The 15624-nt window shown below is 71.1% G+C and carries 13 protein-coding genes and 2 pseudogenes; 10 read left to right on the top strand and 5 right to left on the bottom strand.

The features are described 5' to 3' along the window. A pseudogene (gene araD, locus AB0E83_RS18715) lies at positions 1–104 on the top strand (L-ribulose-5-phosphate 4-epimerase); the annotation flags it as partial. Positions 105–168: 64 nt separating this feature from the next. Here araD and AB0E83_RS18720 read toward each other — a convergent pair. The 4 genes and pseudogenes from AB0E83_RS18720 to AB0E83_RS18735 form a co-directional block, all read right to left on the bottom strand. Next, the gene (locus AB0E83_RS18720; protein WP_362112464.1) at positions 169–1629 is read right to left on the bottom strand and encodes an endo-1,4-beta-xylanase; all 1461 of its coding nucleotides are present in this window, start codon (positions 1627–1629) and stop codon (positions 169–171) included. Between the two features lie 328 nt (positions 1630–1957). Then, positions 1958–2188, bottom strand: a complete 231-nt coding sequence (locus AB0E83_RS18725) for a hypothetical protein (RefSeq protein WP_362112611.1) — start codon at positions 2186–2188, stop codon at positions 1958–1960. Between the two features lie 127 nt (positions 2189–2315). Continuing rightward, positions 2316–3416: pseudogene (locus AB0E83_RS18730) on the bottom strand (family 43 glycosylhydrolase); the annotation flags it as partial. A gap of 140 nt (positions 3417–3556) precedes the next feature. Beyond that, the gene (locus tag AB0E83_RS18735; RefSeq protein WP_362112467.1) at positions 3557–4570 is read right to left on the bottom strand and encodes a LacI family DNA-binding transcriptional regulator; all 1014 of its coding nucleotides are present in this window, start codon (positions 4568–4570) and stop codon (positions 3557–3559) included. Positions 4571–4807: 237 nt separating this feature from the next. Here AB0E83_RS18735 and AB0E83_RS18740 point away from each other — a divergent pair, with 237 nt between their 5' ends. The 9 genes from AB0E83_RS18740 (at position 4808) to AB0E83_RS18780 (ending at position 14477) form a co-directional block, all read left to right on the top strand. After that, positions 4808–6100: an extracellular solute-binding protein gene (locus AB0E83_RS18740; protein WP_362112470.1), complete on the top strand. Its 1293-nt coding sequence runs from the start codon at positions 4808–4810 to the stop codon at positions 6098–6100. A gap of 76 nt (positions 6101–6176) precedes the next feature. Further along, complete coding sequence (locus AB0E83_RS18745; protein WP_362112614.1) at positions 6177–7085, top strand: sugar ABC transporter permease; 909 nt, start codon at positions 6177–6179, stop codon at positions 7083–7085. After that, the gene (locus AB0E83_RS18750; RefSeq protein ID WP_362112473.1) at positions 7082–7912 is read left to right on the top strand and encodes a carbohydrate ABC transporter permease; all 831 of its coding nucleotides are present in this window, start codon (positions 7082–7084) and stop codon (positions 7910–7912) included. The genes AB0E83_RS18745 and AB0E83_RS18750 overlap by 4 nt, the downstream gene beginning before the upstream one ends. A gap of 33 nt (positions 7913–7945) precedes the next feature. Continuing rightward, positions 7946–9331 (top strand): glycoside hydrolase, encoded by a 1386-nt coding sequence (locus AB0E83_RS18755; protein WP_362112476.1) that lies wholly within the window; start codon positions 7946–7948, stop codon positions 9329–9331. Positions 9332–9357: 26 nt separating this feature from the next. Then, the gene (locus tag AB0E83_RS18760; protein WP_362112479.1) at positions 9358–10398 is read left to right on the top strand and encodes an endo-1,4-beta-xylanase; all 1041 of its coding nucleotides are present in this window, start codon (positions 9358–9360) and stop codon (positions 10396–10398) included. Beyond that, positions 10395–11441, top strand: a complete 1047-nt coding sequence (locus tag AB0E83_RS18765) for a Gfo/Idh/MocA family oxidoreductase (protein ID WP_362112481.1) — start codon at positions 10395–10397, stop codon at positions 11439–11441. Before AB0E83_RS18760 ends, AB0E83_RS18765 begins: the two co-directional genes overlap by 4 nt. Continuing rightward, the gene (locus tag AB0E83_RS18770) at positions 11438–12298 is read left to right on the top strand and encodes a PmoA family protein (protein WP_362112483.1); all 861 of its coding nucleotides are present in this window, start codon (positions 11438–11440) and stop codon (positions 12296–12298) included. Before AB0E83_RS18765 ends, AB0E83_RS18770 begins: the two co-directional genes overlap by 4 nt. Beyond that, positions 12295–13002 carry a cupin domain-containing protein gene (locus AB0E83_RS18775; RefSeq protein ID WP_362112617.1) on the top strand — a complete coding sequence of 236 codons (708 nt, stop codon included), beginning with the start codon at positions 12295–12297 and terminating at the stop codon, positions 13000–13002. Before AB0E83_RS18770 ends, AB0E83_RS18775 begins: the two co-directional genes overlap by 4 nt. Further along, entirely contained in the window at positions 13002–14477 is a 1476-nt protein-coding gene (locus AB0E83_RS18780) for a non-reducing end alpha-L-arabinofuranosidase family hydrolase (protein ID WP_362112486.1), read from the top strand. Before AB0E83_RS18775 ends, AB0E83_RS18780 begins: the two co-directional genes overlap by 1 nt. Positions 14478–14782: 305 nt before the next feature. On the opposite strand, the gene AB0E83_RS18785 is transcribed toward AB0E83_RS18780, so the two are convergent. Then, positions 14783–15613 carry an aldo/keto reductase gene (locus AB0E83_RS18785; RefSeq protein WP_362112488.1) on the bottom strand — a complete coding sequence of 277 codons (831 nt, stop codon included), beginning with the start codon at positions 15611–15613 and terminating at the stop codon, positions 14783–14785. Between the last annotated feature and the right edge of the window lie 11 nt (positions 15614–15624).

Consider the following 15624-nt stretch of genomic DNA (forward strand, 5'->3'; position numbering starts at 1 on the left):
CCCTCGCCCTGGGCGAGGTGGAGCCCCCGCGGCACCTCCTGGACCGCCACTTCACCCGCAAACACGGCCCGGATGCGTACTACGGCAACCCGGCTCGCGCCTGAGCGCGCGGAGGGGAGCCAGGATCATCCTGGCTCCCCTCCCTGGTGCGGATGTCAGCGGGCCGGATCAGCCGCGCGTCCACCGCTGGTTGGCGCCGTTCCAGCACGAGTACAGCTGGACCGGCGTGCCGTTGGCGGTGCCGCTCGCGGCGGCGTCGAGGCAGAGGCCGGACTGGACGCCGACGATGGATCCGTCGGAGTTGAGCCGCCACTTCTGGTTGTCGCCGCCCCAGCAGCTGTAGATCTGCACCTTGGCGCCGTTGCCGGTGCCGGCGGCGTCCAGGCACTTGTCGCCGTAGACCCTGAGCTCACCCGCGGCGGTGTGGGTCCACTGCTGGTTGGTGCGGCCGTTGCAGTCCCACAGCTGGACCTGGGTGCCGTCGGTGGTGACGGCGCCGGGCACGTCCACGCAGCGGCCGGAGGCGACGCCCTTGATCGGGCCGGAGCCGGGGGAGGGGGTCGGCGTGGGGGTCGGCGTGGGGTTGGGGTTGGAGGAGCCGGCGTTGAGCGCGTTGAGGACGGAGGTGTACGCGGGCTTCTTGCTGCCGTCGCCGTTGAACAGCAGCGGCGTGTGCTCGGCGCGCCAGGAGTCGGTGTCGCGCACCCCCCAGACGGTGATGCCGAGGCAGCGCGGGACGGCCAGGCAGTCGTTGGTCACGTTGGCGTAGGTCGTGCCCGAGGCGCCCTGGATGTCGAGCTCGGTGACGGCCACGTCGACGCCGAGGGCGGCGAAGTTCTGGAGGGTGGTGCGGAAGTTGGAGTTGTAGGGGCTGTCGCTGTTGAAGTGCGACTGGAAGCCGACGCAGTCGATGGGCACGCCGCGCTGCTTGAAGTCCTTCACCATGGCGTACATGGCCTGGGTCTTGGCCCAGGTCCAGTTCTCCACGTTGTAGTCGTTGTAGCAGAGCTTGGCGGCCGGGTCGGCGGCGCGCGCGGTGCGGAACGCGACCTCGATCCAGTCGTTGCCGGTGCGCTGCAGGTTCGAGTCGCGCCGGGCGCCCGAAGTGCCGTCGGCGAACGCCTCGTTCACGACGTCCCACTGGGCGATCTTGCCCTTGTAGTGGGTCATCACGCCGGTGATGTGGTTGTTCATGGCCTGGCGGAGCGCGCTGCCGCTGAGGTTCTGCATCCAGCCGGGCTGCTGGGAGTGCCAGGCGAGGGTGTGGCCGCGGACCTGCTTGCCGTTCTGCACCGCCCAGTTGTAGACGCGGTCGCCGGCGGTGAAGTCGAACCGGCCCTGCTGGGGCTCGGTGGCGTCGATCTTCATCTCGTTCTCGGCGGTCACCGAGTTGAACTCGCGGTTCGCGATCGTCGTGTAGGCCGAGTCGCCGAGCTTGCCCGAGGCGATGGCGGTGCCGAAGTACCGGCCGCTCTGCGCCGCCGCGCTGCCGAGGGTGCTCTCGGCGGCCTGCGAGGCCGGGGGAGCGACCAGTACGGCGGCGGAGCCGAGGACGCCGACGATCAGCGCCGCGCCCAGGCCGCCGATCCTCCGGCGGGCACTGGACGGGGAAAGAGTGGGTGAACGCATCGCTGGACCTCCAGGAGGGAATTCGCGGAATGGTTCGAACACGGCGGAAGGAATTCCTGTCCGCGACGTCCGCGCCCATGGGAAAGGGCGCGTTCCGTCAGAACGCGAGGAATTCGCGGGACCGGCACCGTGGTGCGGCGGCGAAGAAGTCGAGCCGCCTCTGGAATCAGTGTGAAAAATTCGCCATGTGCATGTCAATAGTTTCGAAGATGTTTCGAAGTTCCGAGGATGCGAAACATTTCGCTGCGGAGGGCCCAGTGAATCCAGGACCGGCCCGAATCGTCCGATGCCGGAAACGCGCACGCGAATATGCCGCCCGCCGGCGCCGCTACCGCCCCGATGAATTCCGCGGAGGCGGATACGTGAGGTCGAACCACGGGAAGCGGGCGCTGTTGGCGGACGGGCGGCCGTGGGACGTGGCGTAGACGCCGAGCTGGACGCCGGTGAACAGCGGGGCGAGGAAGGCGGCTTCGACGGCGGCCAGGTCGTGCCAGGCGCCGTCGGCCGTCGCGTAGGCGAAGGCGTGGTGGAAGCCGCGGACGCGGACCCCCAGACGCACGGGGCCCGGGGGGAGGGGGGGCGCGGGCCAGGACGGCGGGCCCGCGGCGGAGGACGACTCCTCCCGCGGTGCGGAGGAGCAGCAGGTGGGCGTCGTCGTCGAGGACGACGGCGAGGCCGGCCTCTTCGCCCGGCGCGGCGGGGGTGAAGTGCAGGGCGGTGGAGGCGTCGCAGTCGGGCTGCTCCTGGGGGCGGACCAGGAGGGAGAGGGCGGTGCGCTCGCCGAGCCGCCCGGGGAGGAGCCGGAGGTGGAGCCCGTCGCCGGTGCTCCAGAACGGGGCGCGGGGCGTGCGCAGGGTGCTCCACTCCGGGGAGAGGGTGGCGAAGTCGTCGTGGAGGGGGCGGCGGTCCCCGGTGTGGCCGACGGGGGAGAAGACCGGCCGGCCGCCGTCCCAGGTGACCCGGCTGAGGAAGGTCTCGCGGCCGAGGGCGGAGCCCGGGCGGACGCCCAGGAGCACGGCCCGCCAGTCGCCGGACGGGGTCTGGACGAGGTCGGCGTGCCCGGTGCAGGTGACCGGGCCCTCGGCGGGAGGGAGCACCGGGTTGCCGGGGTCGCCCCGGTAGGGGCCGGTCACCCGGTCCGCCCGGGCGGCCACGACGCTGTGGCCGGCTCCGGTGCCGCCCTCCGCGGTGAGCAGCAGGTAGGAGCAGCCGACCTTGTAGAGGTGCGGGGCCTCCGACCAGCGGGCCCCCGGCCGGCTGCCCGACCACAGGACGTACTCGGGTCCCGTGAGCCGCCGCTCGCGGGGAAGGTACTCGCGCATCCAGATCTCGGTGCGGCCGGCGGCCTCGTCCAGGACGCGGGCGGCGGTGAACCAGGCCCGGCCGTCCCCGTCGGGCCCGTCGTCGAAGAACAGCGACGGGTCGAACCCCTCGCCCTCCAGCCAGTACGGCTCCGACCACGGTCCCGCCGGGTCCGTCGCCGTGACGACGAAGTGGCCGGGCCCGTCCATCAGCGTGCAGACGAGGTGGAAGACCCCGGCGTGGTGCCGGATCGTCGGCGCGAACAGGCCGCGCGAGGGCCCGCATCCGTCGAGGTCGAGCTGGGACGGCCGGTCCAGCGCGGAGCCGAGACGCCGCCAGTGCGTGAGATCGCGGCTGTGGAAGACGGGAAGGCCCGGGAACCACTCGAAGCTGGACGTCACCAGGTAGTAGTCCGGCCCCACCCGGCAGACGGAGGGGTCGGGCCGGAACCCGGGCAGCACGGGATCGCCGAACGGCGTGCTCATGAGGCCGGGGCGCCGTCGACCGGCACGGACGGCACCGGACCGGCCGCCGGAGGACGTGCGCGGGCGTACGGAGTGCCGGAGCGGCCCGCGGAGGCGGGCGGCGGGAGGGGGACGCGCCGGGGCTCGGTCAAGGAGGGCTCCTAGAGGCGGGGCGGGGCGGTGGAGAGCCGGACCTTGAGCTCGGTCGAGAGCTCCATCCGGGGGCTGACCAGGGGCTGGCCGTCCAGCAGTTGGAACAGGGTGCGAGCGGCGACCCGGCCCATCTCCTCCAGCGGCTGGCGCACCGTCGTCAGCGGCGGTGACAGCCAGTCGCACATCGGCAGGTCGTCGAAGCCGACCACGCTGAGGTCCTGCGGAATCCTCAGCCCGGCCTGCCGGGCGGCCTCGTAGACGCCCATCGCCTGTTGGTCGCTGCCGGCGAAGACGGCGGTCGGCGGGTCGGGGAGGGCGAGCAGTTCCCGGGCGCACCGGAATCCGCCCTCGTGCTGGAAGTCGCCGTACCGGATCAGGCCGCGGTCGACCTCGATCCCGGCCCGCTCCAGGGCGGCCCGGTACCCGTCGATGCGGGCCTGGCTGCAGAGCATCTCCTTGCGCCCGCCGATCGTGGCGATCCGGCGGTGTCCCAGCTCCAGCAGGTGCTCGGTGGCGGCGAGGCCGCCGGCCCAGTTGGTCGCTCCGACGCTCGGCACGCCGTTGCCCGGCATGTCGATCGGGTCGATGACGACCAGCGCCGCCCCGGCCCGTTCGACCTGGGCCCGCTGGGCCTGGGTGACCGAGGCGGTGACGAGGATGACGCCGTCGCTGCGATGCAGGGCCGGCAGCGCGGTCCAACTGGACGGCGCCGCCTCGCCCGGCGGGACGAGCGACACCACGGTGCCGACGGTCCGATGGGCGCACTCGGCCTCGACGCCGCGCAGGATCTCCACCGCCCACGCGCTGTCCAGACCGCCGATGATCAGGTCGACGAGACCCGATCTGCGGGCCCTGCCCTGCCTGCCGGGCGGCAGGTAGTTGTGCGTGTGCAAAAGGCCCTCGATCCGTTCGCGGGTCGAGGGCGCGACATCGGAGCGGCCGTTGATCACCTTGGACACGGTGGCCTGGGACACCCCCGCCGCCGCGGCGATGACGGCCAGGGTCGGGCGCTGCTCGCTCAACTTCTCTCCTCTGCGCGGATGCCTTCGGCCGACGACAGGTATCGCAAACTTTCGACGAGTTTCCGGGCGGCCCGACGTGCTTGTCAACCCTGCGAACAGCCGCTGCCCGCAAATAAATTGGCGCGAGGTCTTGACCGATAAGCCTCACGTTCCTAGTTTGTGGCAGCGCAGAATTCGAGAGTATTTCGAAAAATTTTCGGGCGCGTCCGCCCCGGCATTCCCCACCCCGGAGGTCCCATGGCCCACACCCTCCCGAGCCGACGAAGCTTCCTGGCGCTCACGGGCTTGACCGCCCTGTCCGCCTCCCTGGCCACGGCCTGCGGGGCCGGCGGATCCGGCGGCGGGCCGGCGGCCGACGGCAAGGTGTCCTTCGCCTGGTGGAACATCGCCACCACGGAACCCGGCAAGTCCCTCTTCCCGCAGATCTCCTCGGCGTTCACGTCCGCCCACCCGAACGTCGTGATCAACACGACCTCATTGGAGAACGAGGCGTTCAAGTCCAAGCTGACCGCCACCACGTCGTCGGGGAAGCTCCCCGACGTCTTCCAGACCTGGGGCGGCGGCGTGCTGCGGCAGCAGGTCGACGCGGGCCTCGTCGAGGACCTCACCGACCTGCTCGACTGGTCGTCCGAGCTCACCCCGGTCTCGTTGCAGGCCTACCAGTTCGAGGGCCGGACCTACGGGGTGCCGTACGACATCGGCATGGTCGGCTTCTGGTACAACAAGAAGCTCTTCGCCGAGGCCGGGATCACCGCCCCGCCGACCACCTGGGCCGAACTCCTCGACGACGTCAGGAAACTGAAGGCGGCGGGCATCACCCCGATCGCCCTCGCGGGCAAGGAGAAGTGGCCCGGCCACTACTACTGGGCCTACCTCGCGATGCGCGTCGCCGGCCTCCCCGCGCTGCAACAGGCCGCCACCACCAAGGACTTCACCGGCGAGGGTTTCGTCCAGGCAGGCGTCCACCTCAAGGAGCTCGTCGACCTCCAGCCCTTCCAGCCCGCCTTCCTCGGCGCCGGCTACGCCACCCCCGGCGGGCAGGCCGCGACCATGGGCAACGGCAAGGCCGCCATGGAGCTGATGGGCCAATGGGGTCCGTCGGTGCAGAAGGACGCGGGCGCCGACCTCGGGGCGGACCTGGGCTTCTTCCCCTTCCCGACGGTCGGCGGGGGCGTCGGGAAGGTCACCGAGGTGTTCGGCGGTGGCGGCGGCTTCGCCCTGCGCAAGGGAGCCCCCAAGGAGGCGCTGGACTTCCTGAAGTTCTTCGTCCTGGAGAACGAGTCCAAGCTGCTGGCCTCCAACGGCTACCTGCCGGTGGTCAAGGGCGCGGAGAGCCGGCTCACCGACGCCAACAAGAAGGTGGTGGCCGAGAGCCTGGTGAAGGCGACGGGCTTCCAGCTCTTCCTCGACCAGGCGTATCCGCCGGCCGTCGGCCAGGAGGTCAACGACAGCGTCGCCGACCTGATCGCGGGCAAGAAGACGCCCGAGCAGGTCACCGCGTCGATCACCGAGGCTGCGAAGAGTGCCTAGCTCCGTGCCCACCCTGACGAAGGAGCGGACCGAGGACGCCGTGCCGGTGCGCCGCCCGCCCGCCCCGGTCGGGTCGCTGCCGCGCGGGTGGCGGGAGTGGGCCTCGGTCGCCTGGTTCCTCGTCCCGGCCCTGGTCCTCTTCCTCGTCTTCGTCCTCGCCCCGATCGTCGTCGCCGTCTTCACCGGCTTCTTCAAGTGGGGCGGGATCGGCCCCATGGACGACTTCGTCGGCTTCGGGAACTACACCCGGCTCTTCGAGGACCAGGTCTTCCTCGGCGACCTGGGCCGCGGGCTGTACCTGATCGTCCTGTCGGTCACGGTGCAGCTGCCGTTCGCCCTGTTCACCGCGGTCCTGCTCAACCAGCGGCTGCGCGGCCGGGCCGTCTACCGGATGCTGTTCTTCGCCCCGTACATCCTGTCCGAGGTCGTCACGGCGGTCCTCTTCACGATGGTCTTCCTGCCCGGCTCCGGCATGGCCGACCACCTCGCCGGCCTCCTGGGCCTGGAGGGGTTGCAGGGCAGGTGGCTCGCCGATCCCTCGACGGTCATGCCGACCCTCTTCGTGGTCATGATCTGGAAGTACTTCGGCTTCCACATGATGCTCTTCCTCGCCGGACTGCAGGGCATCCCGGCCGAGGTCCTGGAGGCCGCCTCCATCGACGGCGCCGGCGCCTGGCAGCGCTTCCGGCACGTGACGCTGCCGCTGCTCGGCCCGACGATCCGGATCAGCGTCTTCCTCTCGGTCATCGGCTCCATCCAGCTCTTCGACCTCGTCTGGGTCATGACCGCGGGCGGGCCCAACCACTCTTCCGAGACGATGGCGATCGCGATGTTCCAGTTCGGGTTCAAGCGCTACCAGGTCGGCTACGCCAGCGCCATCAGCGTGGTGCTGTTCATGATCAGCCTGGTCTTCTCCCTCTTCTACCAGCGCTATGTGCTCCGCCGTGACCTGAGCGGGGCCGTCACCTCCGGAGGCGCCCGGTGAACGCCCGCCGGACGGCACGCGGCCTCTCCCTGCACACGGTGATCTGGCTGATCGGCGCCTTCGTCGCCGTCCCGCTGATCTACGCGGTGCTCTCCGGGTTCAAGAGCACCGGCGAGCTCACCAGCAACCCGTTCGGGCTGCCGGAGGAGTGGAAGATCGGCAACTACACCGGCATCCTCGGCGACGGGATGTTCTGGCGGCAGATCGCCAACAGCGCCGGCATCGCCATCGGCACGACGTTCTTCACGGTGGCGGCCTCCGCGATGGCGGCGTTCGTCCTGGCCCGCTACGCCTTCCGGGGCAGGGAACTGTTCTACGGACTCTTCACGATCGGGCTCATGTTCCCGTTCGCGGTGGCCGTCCTGCCGCTCTTCCTGATGCTGCGCACCTTCGGGCTGCTCGACAACCCGCTCGGAGTGATCCTCCCGCAGGCGGCCTTCGGGCTCCCCATGACCATCATCATCCTGCGCGGCTTCTTCCGGACGATCCCGGCGGAGATCGAGGAGGCCGCCGTCATGGACGGCTGCGGCAAGCTCCGCTTCTTCTGGAAGATCCTGCTGCCGATGGCGCGCCCGGCCCTGGGCACCGTCTCGGTGCTGGCGATCGTCGCGAGCTGGAACAACTTCTTCCTTCCGCTCCTGGTCTTCAACGACCCGAAGTGGCAGACGATCCCCGTCGGCGTGCAGCAGTTCCAGGGCCAGTACTCGACCGACTACGCGCTCGTCCTCGCCTACATCGTGCTCGCCATGGTCCCCGCCCTCGCCTTCTACGCCGTCGCCGAGCGGCAGCTGATCGGCGGCCTCACCGCGGGCGCCACCAAGGGCTGACCCCTCCCTCACCCCCTCACCCGAGGAGACCTCGTGAAACGTCTGACCGCGCTGACGGCCGTCGTATTGTTAGCGCTCACAACACAGGCCGCGGCCGATCCCGCCGCCCCCGCCCGGGCCGCCGTCGACTTCCGCGCCCGGCTCCAGCCCATCGACGGATTCGGCTTCTCCATGGCCTTCCAGCGGGCCGACCTGCTGCACGGCGCCCGCGGCCTCGGCCCCGCCAAGCGGCGCGAGGTGCTCGACCTGCTCCTCAGCAAGGAGAAGGGCGCCGGCCTGTCCATCCTCCGCCTCGGCATCGGGTCCTCGACCGACCGGGTCTACGACCACATGCCGACCATCCTCCCGACCGACCCCGGCGGCCCCGACGCCACCCCGAAATACGTCTGGGACGGCTGGGACGGCGGCCAGGTCTGGCTCGCCAAGGAGGCCAAGAAGTACGGCGTCGAACGGTTCTTCGCCGACGCCTGGAGCGCCCCGGCCTTCATGAAGACCAACAACAGCGAGAACGACGGCGGCGAGCTCCGGCCCGAATGGCGCCAGGCCTACGCGAACTACCTCGTCCAGTACGCCAAGTTCTACGAGCGGGAGGGCATCCGGATCACCGACCTGGGATTCACCAACGAACCCGACTGGACGGCCACCTACGCCTCGATGCGCTTCACCCCGCAGCAGGCCGTCGACTTCCTCAAGGTGCTCGGACCGACCGTCCGCGCCTCCGGACTGAAGACGGAACTGGTCTGCTGCGACGCCGCCGGCTGGGACCGGCAGGTCGCCTACACCGAGGCCATCGAGGCCGACCCCGAGGCCGACAAGGCCGTACGGACCGTCACCGGCCACCGCTACAGCGGCCCCACCACGGTCCCGCAGCCCACCGACAAGCACGTGTGGATGTCGGAATGGTCGCCCGACGGCACCACCTGGAACGAGAACTGGGACGACGGCAGCGGCTACGACGGCCTCAGCGTCGCCGCCGACATCCAGACCACCCTCACCACCGGCAATGCCAACGCCTACGTCTACTGGACCGGCGCCTCCCTCGGCGCCACCCGCGGACTCATCCAGCTAGCCAATCCCGGTGACGACTACCGGGTGTCCAAGCGGTACTGGGCCCTGGCCGCCTTCAGCCGCTTCATCCGCCCCGGCGCCGTCCGCGTCCCGGTCACGCACGCCGACCCGGCCCTCCAGGTCACCGCCTTCCGCAACGCCGACGGCAGCCGCGTCATCGAGATCCTCAACACCGCGACCACCGGGACCTCCGCCGCCTTCACCCTGCGCGGCGGACACGACCGGCACCCCGACGCGTACGTGACCGACGAGACCCGCTCGATCACCCCGGCCGACGTGGCCTCCGTCCACGGCACCACCCTCACGGCCACGCTCGCCCCGCGCGCGCTGACCACCATCGTCCTCGACTGACCCCCCCAACCCCCGAGGAGCCACCCGTGTCCCTGTCCCGGCATCTCGTCGCCCTCTCCGCCGCCGTCTGCGTCGCGGCCGGCCTCGCCGCCGCCCCCGCGAGCGCCGAGCCCAAGCCCAGAACGCTCGGCGAACTCGCCAAGAAGCACCACAAGTACTTCGGCTCCGCCACCGACAACCCCGAATTCACCGACACCGCCTATCTGAAGCTCCTCGGCAGCGAGTTCGGACAGACCACCCCCGGCAACGCCATGAAGTGGTACGCCACCGAACCCCAGCCCGGTGTCTTCGACTTCACCGCCGGCGACGAGGTCGTGGCCTTCGCCAAGGCCCACCACCAGAAGGTCCGCGGCCACACCCTCGTCTGGCACAGCCAGCTCCCCGCCTGGCTCACCGAGCGCAGCTGGACCGCCGAGGAACTGCGCCCCGTCCTCAAGAACCACATCCAGACCGTCGCCCGGCACTACAAGGGCCAGGTCATCCACTGGGACGTCGTCAACGAGGCGTTCAACGAGGACGGCACCTACCGCGAGTCCGTCTTCTACAAGACGCTCGGCCCCGGCTACATCGCCGACGCCCTGCGCTGGGCCCACGAGGCCGACCCGCACGCCAAGCTCTACCTCAACGACTACAACGTCGACGGCATCAACGCCAAGAGCGACGCCTACTACGAGCTCATCAAGCGGCTGAAGGCCGACGGCGTCCCGATCGAGGGCTTCGGCCTCCAGGGCCACCTGGCACTCCAGTACGGCTACCCCGCCGGCATCAAGGAGAACATCCAGCGCTTCGCCGACCTCGGCGTCGACGTCGCGGTCACCGAGCTCGACATCCGGATGGAGCTCCCGGCGACCCCCGAGAAGCTCGCCACCCAGGCCGCCTGGTACGCCGACTACGTCAAGGCATGCCTGGAGGTCGAGAAGTGCGTCGGGGTCACCGTCTGGGACTACACGGACAAGTACTCGTGGATCCCCTCCGTCTTCCCCGGCGAGGGCGCCGCACTGCCCTACGACGAGAACCTGGCGCCCAAGCCCGCCTACCACGCGATCAGGAAGGTGCTCGGCGGATGATCAGGACCGCCATCGTCGGAACGGGAGGGATCGCCGGCATCTGCCACGTCCCCGCCCTCCGGGCCCAGGCGCACCGCGTCGAGATCGTGGCGGCCGTCGACGTCGACGCCCTGCGCGCCGAGGACTTCGCGGCCGAGCACGGCATCCCCGCCGTCCACACCGACCTGCGCACCATGCTCCGGGAGCAGCGCCCCGACGTCGTCCACCTGTGCACACCGCCGTTCCTCCACGCCGAACAGGCCGTGGCCTGCCTGGAGTCGGGGGCATGGGTGTGGTGCGAGAAGCCGGTGGCCCTGTCGCTGGCCGAGCTCGACCGGATCCAGGCCGCCGAGGGCCCCGCCGCCGCGGGCGCGGTGTTCCAGCACAGGTACGGCTCGGGGGCGCGGCACCTGCGCGAGCGGATCGCCGCCGGAACCCTGGGCCGTCCGCTGGTCGCCCAGTGCGTCACGGCGTGGTACCGCGACGACGCCTACTACGACGTGCCCTGGCGCGGCACCTGGCGGAGCGAGGGCGGCGGCCCGACCCTCGGCCACGGCATCCACCAGATGGACCTGATGCTGGACGTGCTCGGCCCGTGGGCCGAGGTCCGCGCGATGGCCGGCCGCCTCGACCGCGACGTCCAGACCGAGGACGTCTCCGCGGCCCTGGTCCGCTTCGAGAACGGAGCCCTCGCCACGGTCGTCAACAGCGTCCTGTCCCCGCGCGAGGAGAGCTACCTGCGCTTCGACCTCACCGACGCCACCGTCGAACTGCGCCACCTCTACGGCTACTCCAACGCGGACTGGACGTTCACCGCCAGGTCGCCCGGCGCGACGTGGGAACCGCCGGACGACCTGCCCAGCTCGCACACCGCCCAGCTCGCGGCCTTCCTCGACGGCTACGAGAAGGGGCTCCGGCCCGACCTCGGCCGGCCCACGATGGAACTGGTCACCGCCCTGTACAAGGCCGCCATCACCGGCCTGCCGGTCCGGCGCGGCGAGATCGACACCGCCGACCCGTTCTACGGCTCGCTCCACGGGGGACGCCCGGAGGTGTTCCGATGACGTTCGAACTCCGCCGGGAAGAGGACTCGCTGACCGTCCGGACGCGCGGGGTCGACCTCTTCCGCTATGTGCACCGGCCGGTCATGGACCCCTTCGAGGCGCCCAAGCCCTACCTGCATCCGGTGCGCACGCTCGCCGGCGACGCGGTCACCGGCTACCGGCCGCACGACCACCGCTGGCACAAGGGCATCCAGCTCACGGCGTCCTGGGTGTCGGGCCAGAACTTCTGGGGCGGCGGGACCTACCTGCGGGGCCGGGGCTACGTCGACCTGCCGAACCTCGGCACGATGCGCAGCCTCGGCCCGTCCGCCGAGACCGGCCACGGCCGCGCCGTGATCACCGAGGACCTCGCCTGGCACACGATGACGGGGGAGCACTGGATCGACGAGCGCCGCACCCTGACCGCGCGCGACGTCGAGACCGACTCCTGGACCCTGGAGATCACCACCGCGCTCACCAACGTCCACGACACCGCCCTGACCTTCGGCAGCCCCGGCACCCAGGGCAGGGAACTCGCCGGATACTCCGGCCTGTTCTGGCGCGGACCGCGCGACTTCACCGGCGGCCGGGTGATCGGCCCCGCGATGGGGGAGAAGGGCGACTGGCTGGCCTTCGTCGGCACCCACGACGAGGTCGACCGCGCCTCCACGCTCCTGTTCCACGACGATCCGGACGCCCCCGGCCGCTGGTTCGTCCGCAGCGAGCCCATCCCCGCCGTCAACCCGTCCCTGGCCTTCGACGAGGAACTGCCGCTGGCCCCCGGCCACACCCTGGCGCGCCGCTACCGGATCGTCGTCGCCGACGGCGCCTGGACCCCCGAGCGCCTGGCCCGTCACGTCATGGAGCACCCGTGGTGACACCGCTCCCCGGCGGCGTGGGCGTCTCCGGCCTGACCGTGTACGACTGGGAGGCCGCCGACGGCCTGTGCGGAGGCACCCCCCACATGCACCTCGTCTGCTCGGAGGCGTACCTCGTCATCGAGGGCACGGGCAGCGTCCAGACCCTCACCACGAGCGGCTACGCCGACACCCCGCTGCGCCCCGGCGACGTCGTCTGGTTCACCCCCGGCACGATCCACCGCCTCGTCAACACCGGCGGCCTGCGCCTCGTGGTGCTCATGCAGAACAGCGGGCTCCCCGAGGCCGGCGACGCCGTCTTCACCTTCCCCGCCCCCGTCCTCGCCGACCCCGACGCCTACCGGGCGGCGGCCGTCCTGACCGGGGACCACGCGGCGGCGGCGCGCCGCCGCCGCGACCTGGCCCTCGAAGGCTTCCTGCTGCTGCGCGAGGGCGGGCTCCGGGAGTTCCACGCCGCGGCCCACCGCCTGAAGCGCGAGCTCCTCGACGCCTGGTGGGTCCGCTGGCGCGACGGCCCGCTGGCCGCGGCCCTCGCGACCGGCGGCCAGCTGGCGGCGCTGAGGACGGGAGACCTCTCCCACCTCGACCACGGCGCGGTCGCGCGACTGGAGCGCCCCGCGGAACCGCGCTTCGGCATGTGCGGCCGCCTCCACCCCTACCCCGTTCCCCCGTCCCACCCCCATCCCCCGAAGGAGCTCTCCTGATGAGATTTCGCCGCCCACCCCTGGTCCTGGGGCTCGTCCTCGCGGTCCTGTCGTCCCTGCTGCTCGGGGCCACCCTCCTCACGGCCCCGCCCGCCGCCGCGGCGACCGTCGACACCAACGCCTGGTACGTCCTGGTCAACCGCAACAGCGGCAAGGCCCTGGACGTCCACAACCTCGCGACCGGCGACGGCGCCCGCATCACCCAGTGGACCAGGAACGACCAGAACCAGCAGCAGTGGCAGTTCGTCGCCTCCGGCGACGGCTACTACCGCGTCAAGTCCCGCCACTCCGGCAAGGTCCTGGACGTCCACAACCTCTCCACCGCCAACGGCGGCGCGGTGGTCCAGTGGACCGACCTGAACGGCACCAACCAGCAGTGGCGGCTCGCCGACAGCCCGGACGGCCACGTCCGGCTCGTCGCCCGCCACAGCGGCAAGGCCCTCGAAGTCCAGGGCGCCTCCACCGCCGACGGCGCCAACGTCGTCCAGTACGACGACTGGGGCGGCGCCAACCAGCAGTGGCAGCTCGTCAAGGTCGCCGGCGGCGGCACCCCCGGCACCTGCGCCCTTCCCTCGACGTACCGCTGGTCGTCGACGGGCGCGCTGGCGCAGCCCAAGGCCGGATGGGCCTCGCTGAAGGACTTCACCGTCGCCCCCCACAACGGGCGGCACCTCGTCTACGCGACGACGCACGGCGCCGCGGGCACGGGCGCGGGCTGGGGCTCGATGAACTTCAGCCCGTTCACCAACTGGTCCGAGATGGCCTCGGCGTCCCAGAACACGATGTCGACGTCCGTCGTCGCCCCCACCCTCTTCTACTTCGCGCCGAAGAACATCTGGGTGCTCGCCTACCAGTGGGGCAGGACCGCCTTCTCGTACCGGACGTCGACCGACCCGACCGACCCGAACGGCTGGTCGGCGGAGCAGGAGCTCTTCTCCGGATCGATCACCGGCTCAGGAACGGGCCCGATCGACCAGACGCTGATCGCCGACGACACGCACATGTACCTGTTCTTCGCCGGTGACAACGGCAAGATCTACCGGGCGAGCATGCCGATCGGGAACTTCCCGGGCAGCTTCGGCTCGTCGTACACGACGATCATGAGCGACACGACGAACAACCTGTTCGAGGCCCCGCAGGTCTACAAGCTCCAGGGCCAGAACCGCTACCTCATGATCGTCGAGGCGATCGGCTCCCAGGGCCGCTACTTCCGCTCGTTCACGGCCACCAGTCTGAACGGCACCTGGACGCCCCAGGCCGCCACCGAGAGCAACCCCTTCGCCGGCAAGGCCAACAGCGGCGCCACCTGGACCAACGACATCAGCCACGGGGAGCTCATCCGCACCAGCGCCGACCAGACCTTCACGGTCGACCCCTGCAACCTGCGCTTCCTCTACCAGGGACGCGACCCCGCCTCCGGCGGCGACTACGGCCAGTGGCCCTACCGGCCGGGACTGCTGACGCTCCAGCGCTGACGCCACGGCGCCCGCCCCGGCGCCACGGCGGCACCGGGGGCGGGCGCACAGGACCCGAGGAGGTTCCCTCAAGCGGCTTGCCCAGCACCTGACCGAGGGCGAGGAGGAGTGATCACCAGGTCTGTGCCGTCACTCCGAGCCGGCGAGGGTGGTCGGCGGCGAGCAGGCTGTCGGCGCGCGGGCCGGGGAGCCACGGAGCGGAATTGCGGAACAGGGAGCTCGCGCGGGCGGGACCTGCCGTCCTGCCCGCGCGAGCCGGGTGATCCTTCAGGGATAGAGGCGGGTCAACCGCCGCCCCGTCAGGGTCAGTTGAACTGGTCCGGGTGCGGGCCGGTGCGCAGGCCGCGGTCGAGGCCGGCGATGGCGGCCATGTCGTCGTCGGTGAGGGTGAAGTCGAAGACGTCGAGGTTCTGGCGGATGCGCTCGGGCGTCACCGACTTGGGGATGACGATGTTGCCGAGCTGCAGGTGCCAGCGCAGGACGACCTGGGCCGGGGACTTGCCGTGCCGGCCGGCGATGGCGGTGATCGGCTCGTCCTTGAGGACGGCGCCCTGGGCGAGCGGGCTCCACGCCTCGGTGGCGATGCCCAGGTCGGCGTGGACGGCGCGCAGTTCGCTCTGCTGGAGGCCGGGGTGCAGCTCGATCTGGTTGACGGCCGGGACGAGGCCGGCGCCGTCGATCAGCCGCTTGAGGTGGTCGGGCTGGAAGTTGGAGACGCCCGCGGTGCGGACGCGGCCGTCGGCGACGAGCTGCTCGATGGCCTTCCAGGTCTCCTTGTACAGGTCACGGGCCGGGGTGGGCCAGTGGATCAGGTACATGTCGACGTGGTCGAGGCCGAGCTTGGCGAGGCTGGCGTCGAAGGCGCGGAGCGTGGCGTCGTAGCCCTGGTCGGCGTTCCACAGCTTGGTGGTGATGAACAGGTCCTCGCGGGCGATCCCGGACTCGGCGAGGGCCTTGCCGACGCCGGCCTCGTTGCCGTAGATCGCGGCGGTGTCGATGGAGCGGTAGCCGGCCTCGAGGGCGGAGGCGACGGCGGCGGTGGTCTCGGCGTCGGGGACCTGGAAGACGCCGAAGCCGAGCTGGGGGATGTCGACGCCGTTGTCGAGGGTGACGGTGGGGACGCTGAGGGGTGCCATGGTGTGCGGGC

This window comes from Streptomyces sp. NPDC035033 (genome assembly GCF_040636735.1).
Classification (GTDB): Bacteria; Actinomycetota; Actinomycetes; order Streptomycetales; family Streptomycetaceae; genus Streptomyces.

Coding starts and splice junctions, on each gene's coding strand:
- AB0E83_RS18720 (WP_362112464.1), bottom strand. CDS start 1,629: ATGCGTTCACCCACTCTTTCCCCGTCCAGTGCCCGCCGGAGGATCGGC.
- AB0E83_RS18740 (WP_362112470.1), top strand. CDS start 4,808: ATGGCCCACACCCTCCCGAGCCGACGAAGCTTCCTGGCGCTCACGGGC.
- AB0E83_RS18765 (WP_362112481.1), top strand. CDS start 10,395: ATGATCAGGACCGCCATCGTCGGAACGGGAGGGATCGCCGGCATCTGC.
- AB0E83_RS18770 (WP_362112483.1), top strand. CDS start 11,438: ATGACGTTCGAACTCCGCCGGGAAGAGGACTCGCTGACCGTCCGGACG.
- AB0E83_RS18780 (WP_362112486.1), top strand. CDS start 13,002: ATGAGATTTCGCCGCCCACCCCTGGTCCTGGGGCTCGTCCTCGCGGTC.
- AB0E83_RS18785 (WP_362112488.1), bottom strand. CDS start 15,613: ATGGCACCCCTCAGCGTCCCCACCGTCACCCTCGACAACGGCGTCGAC.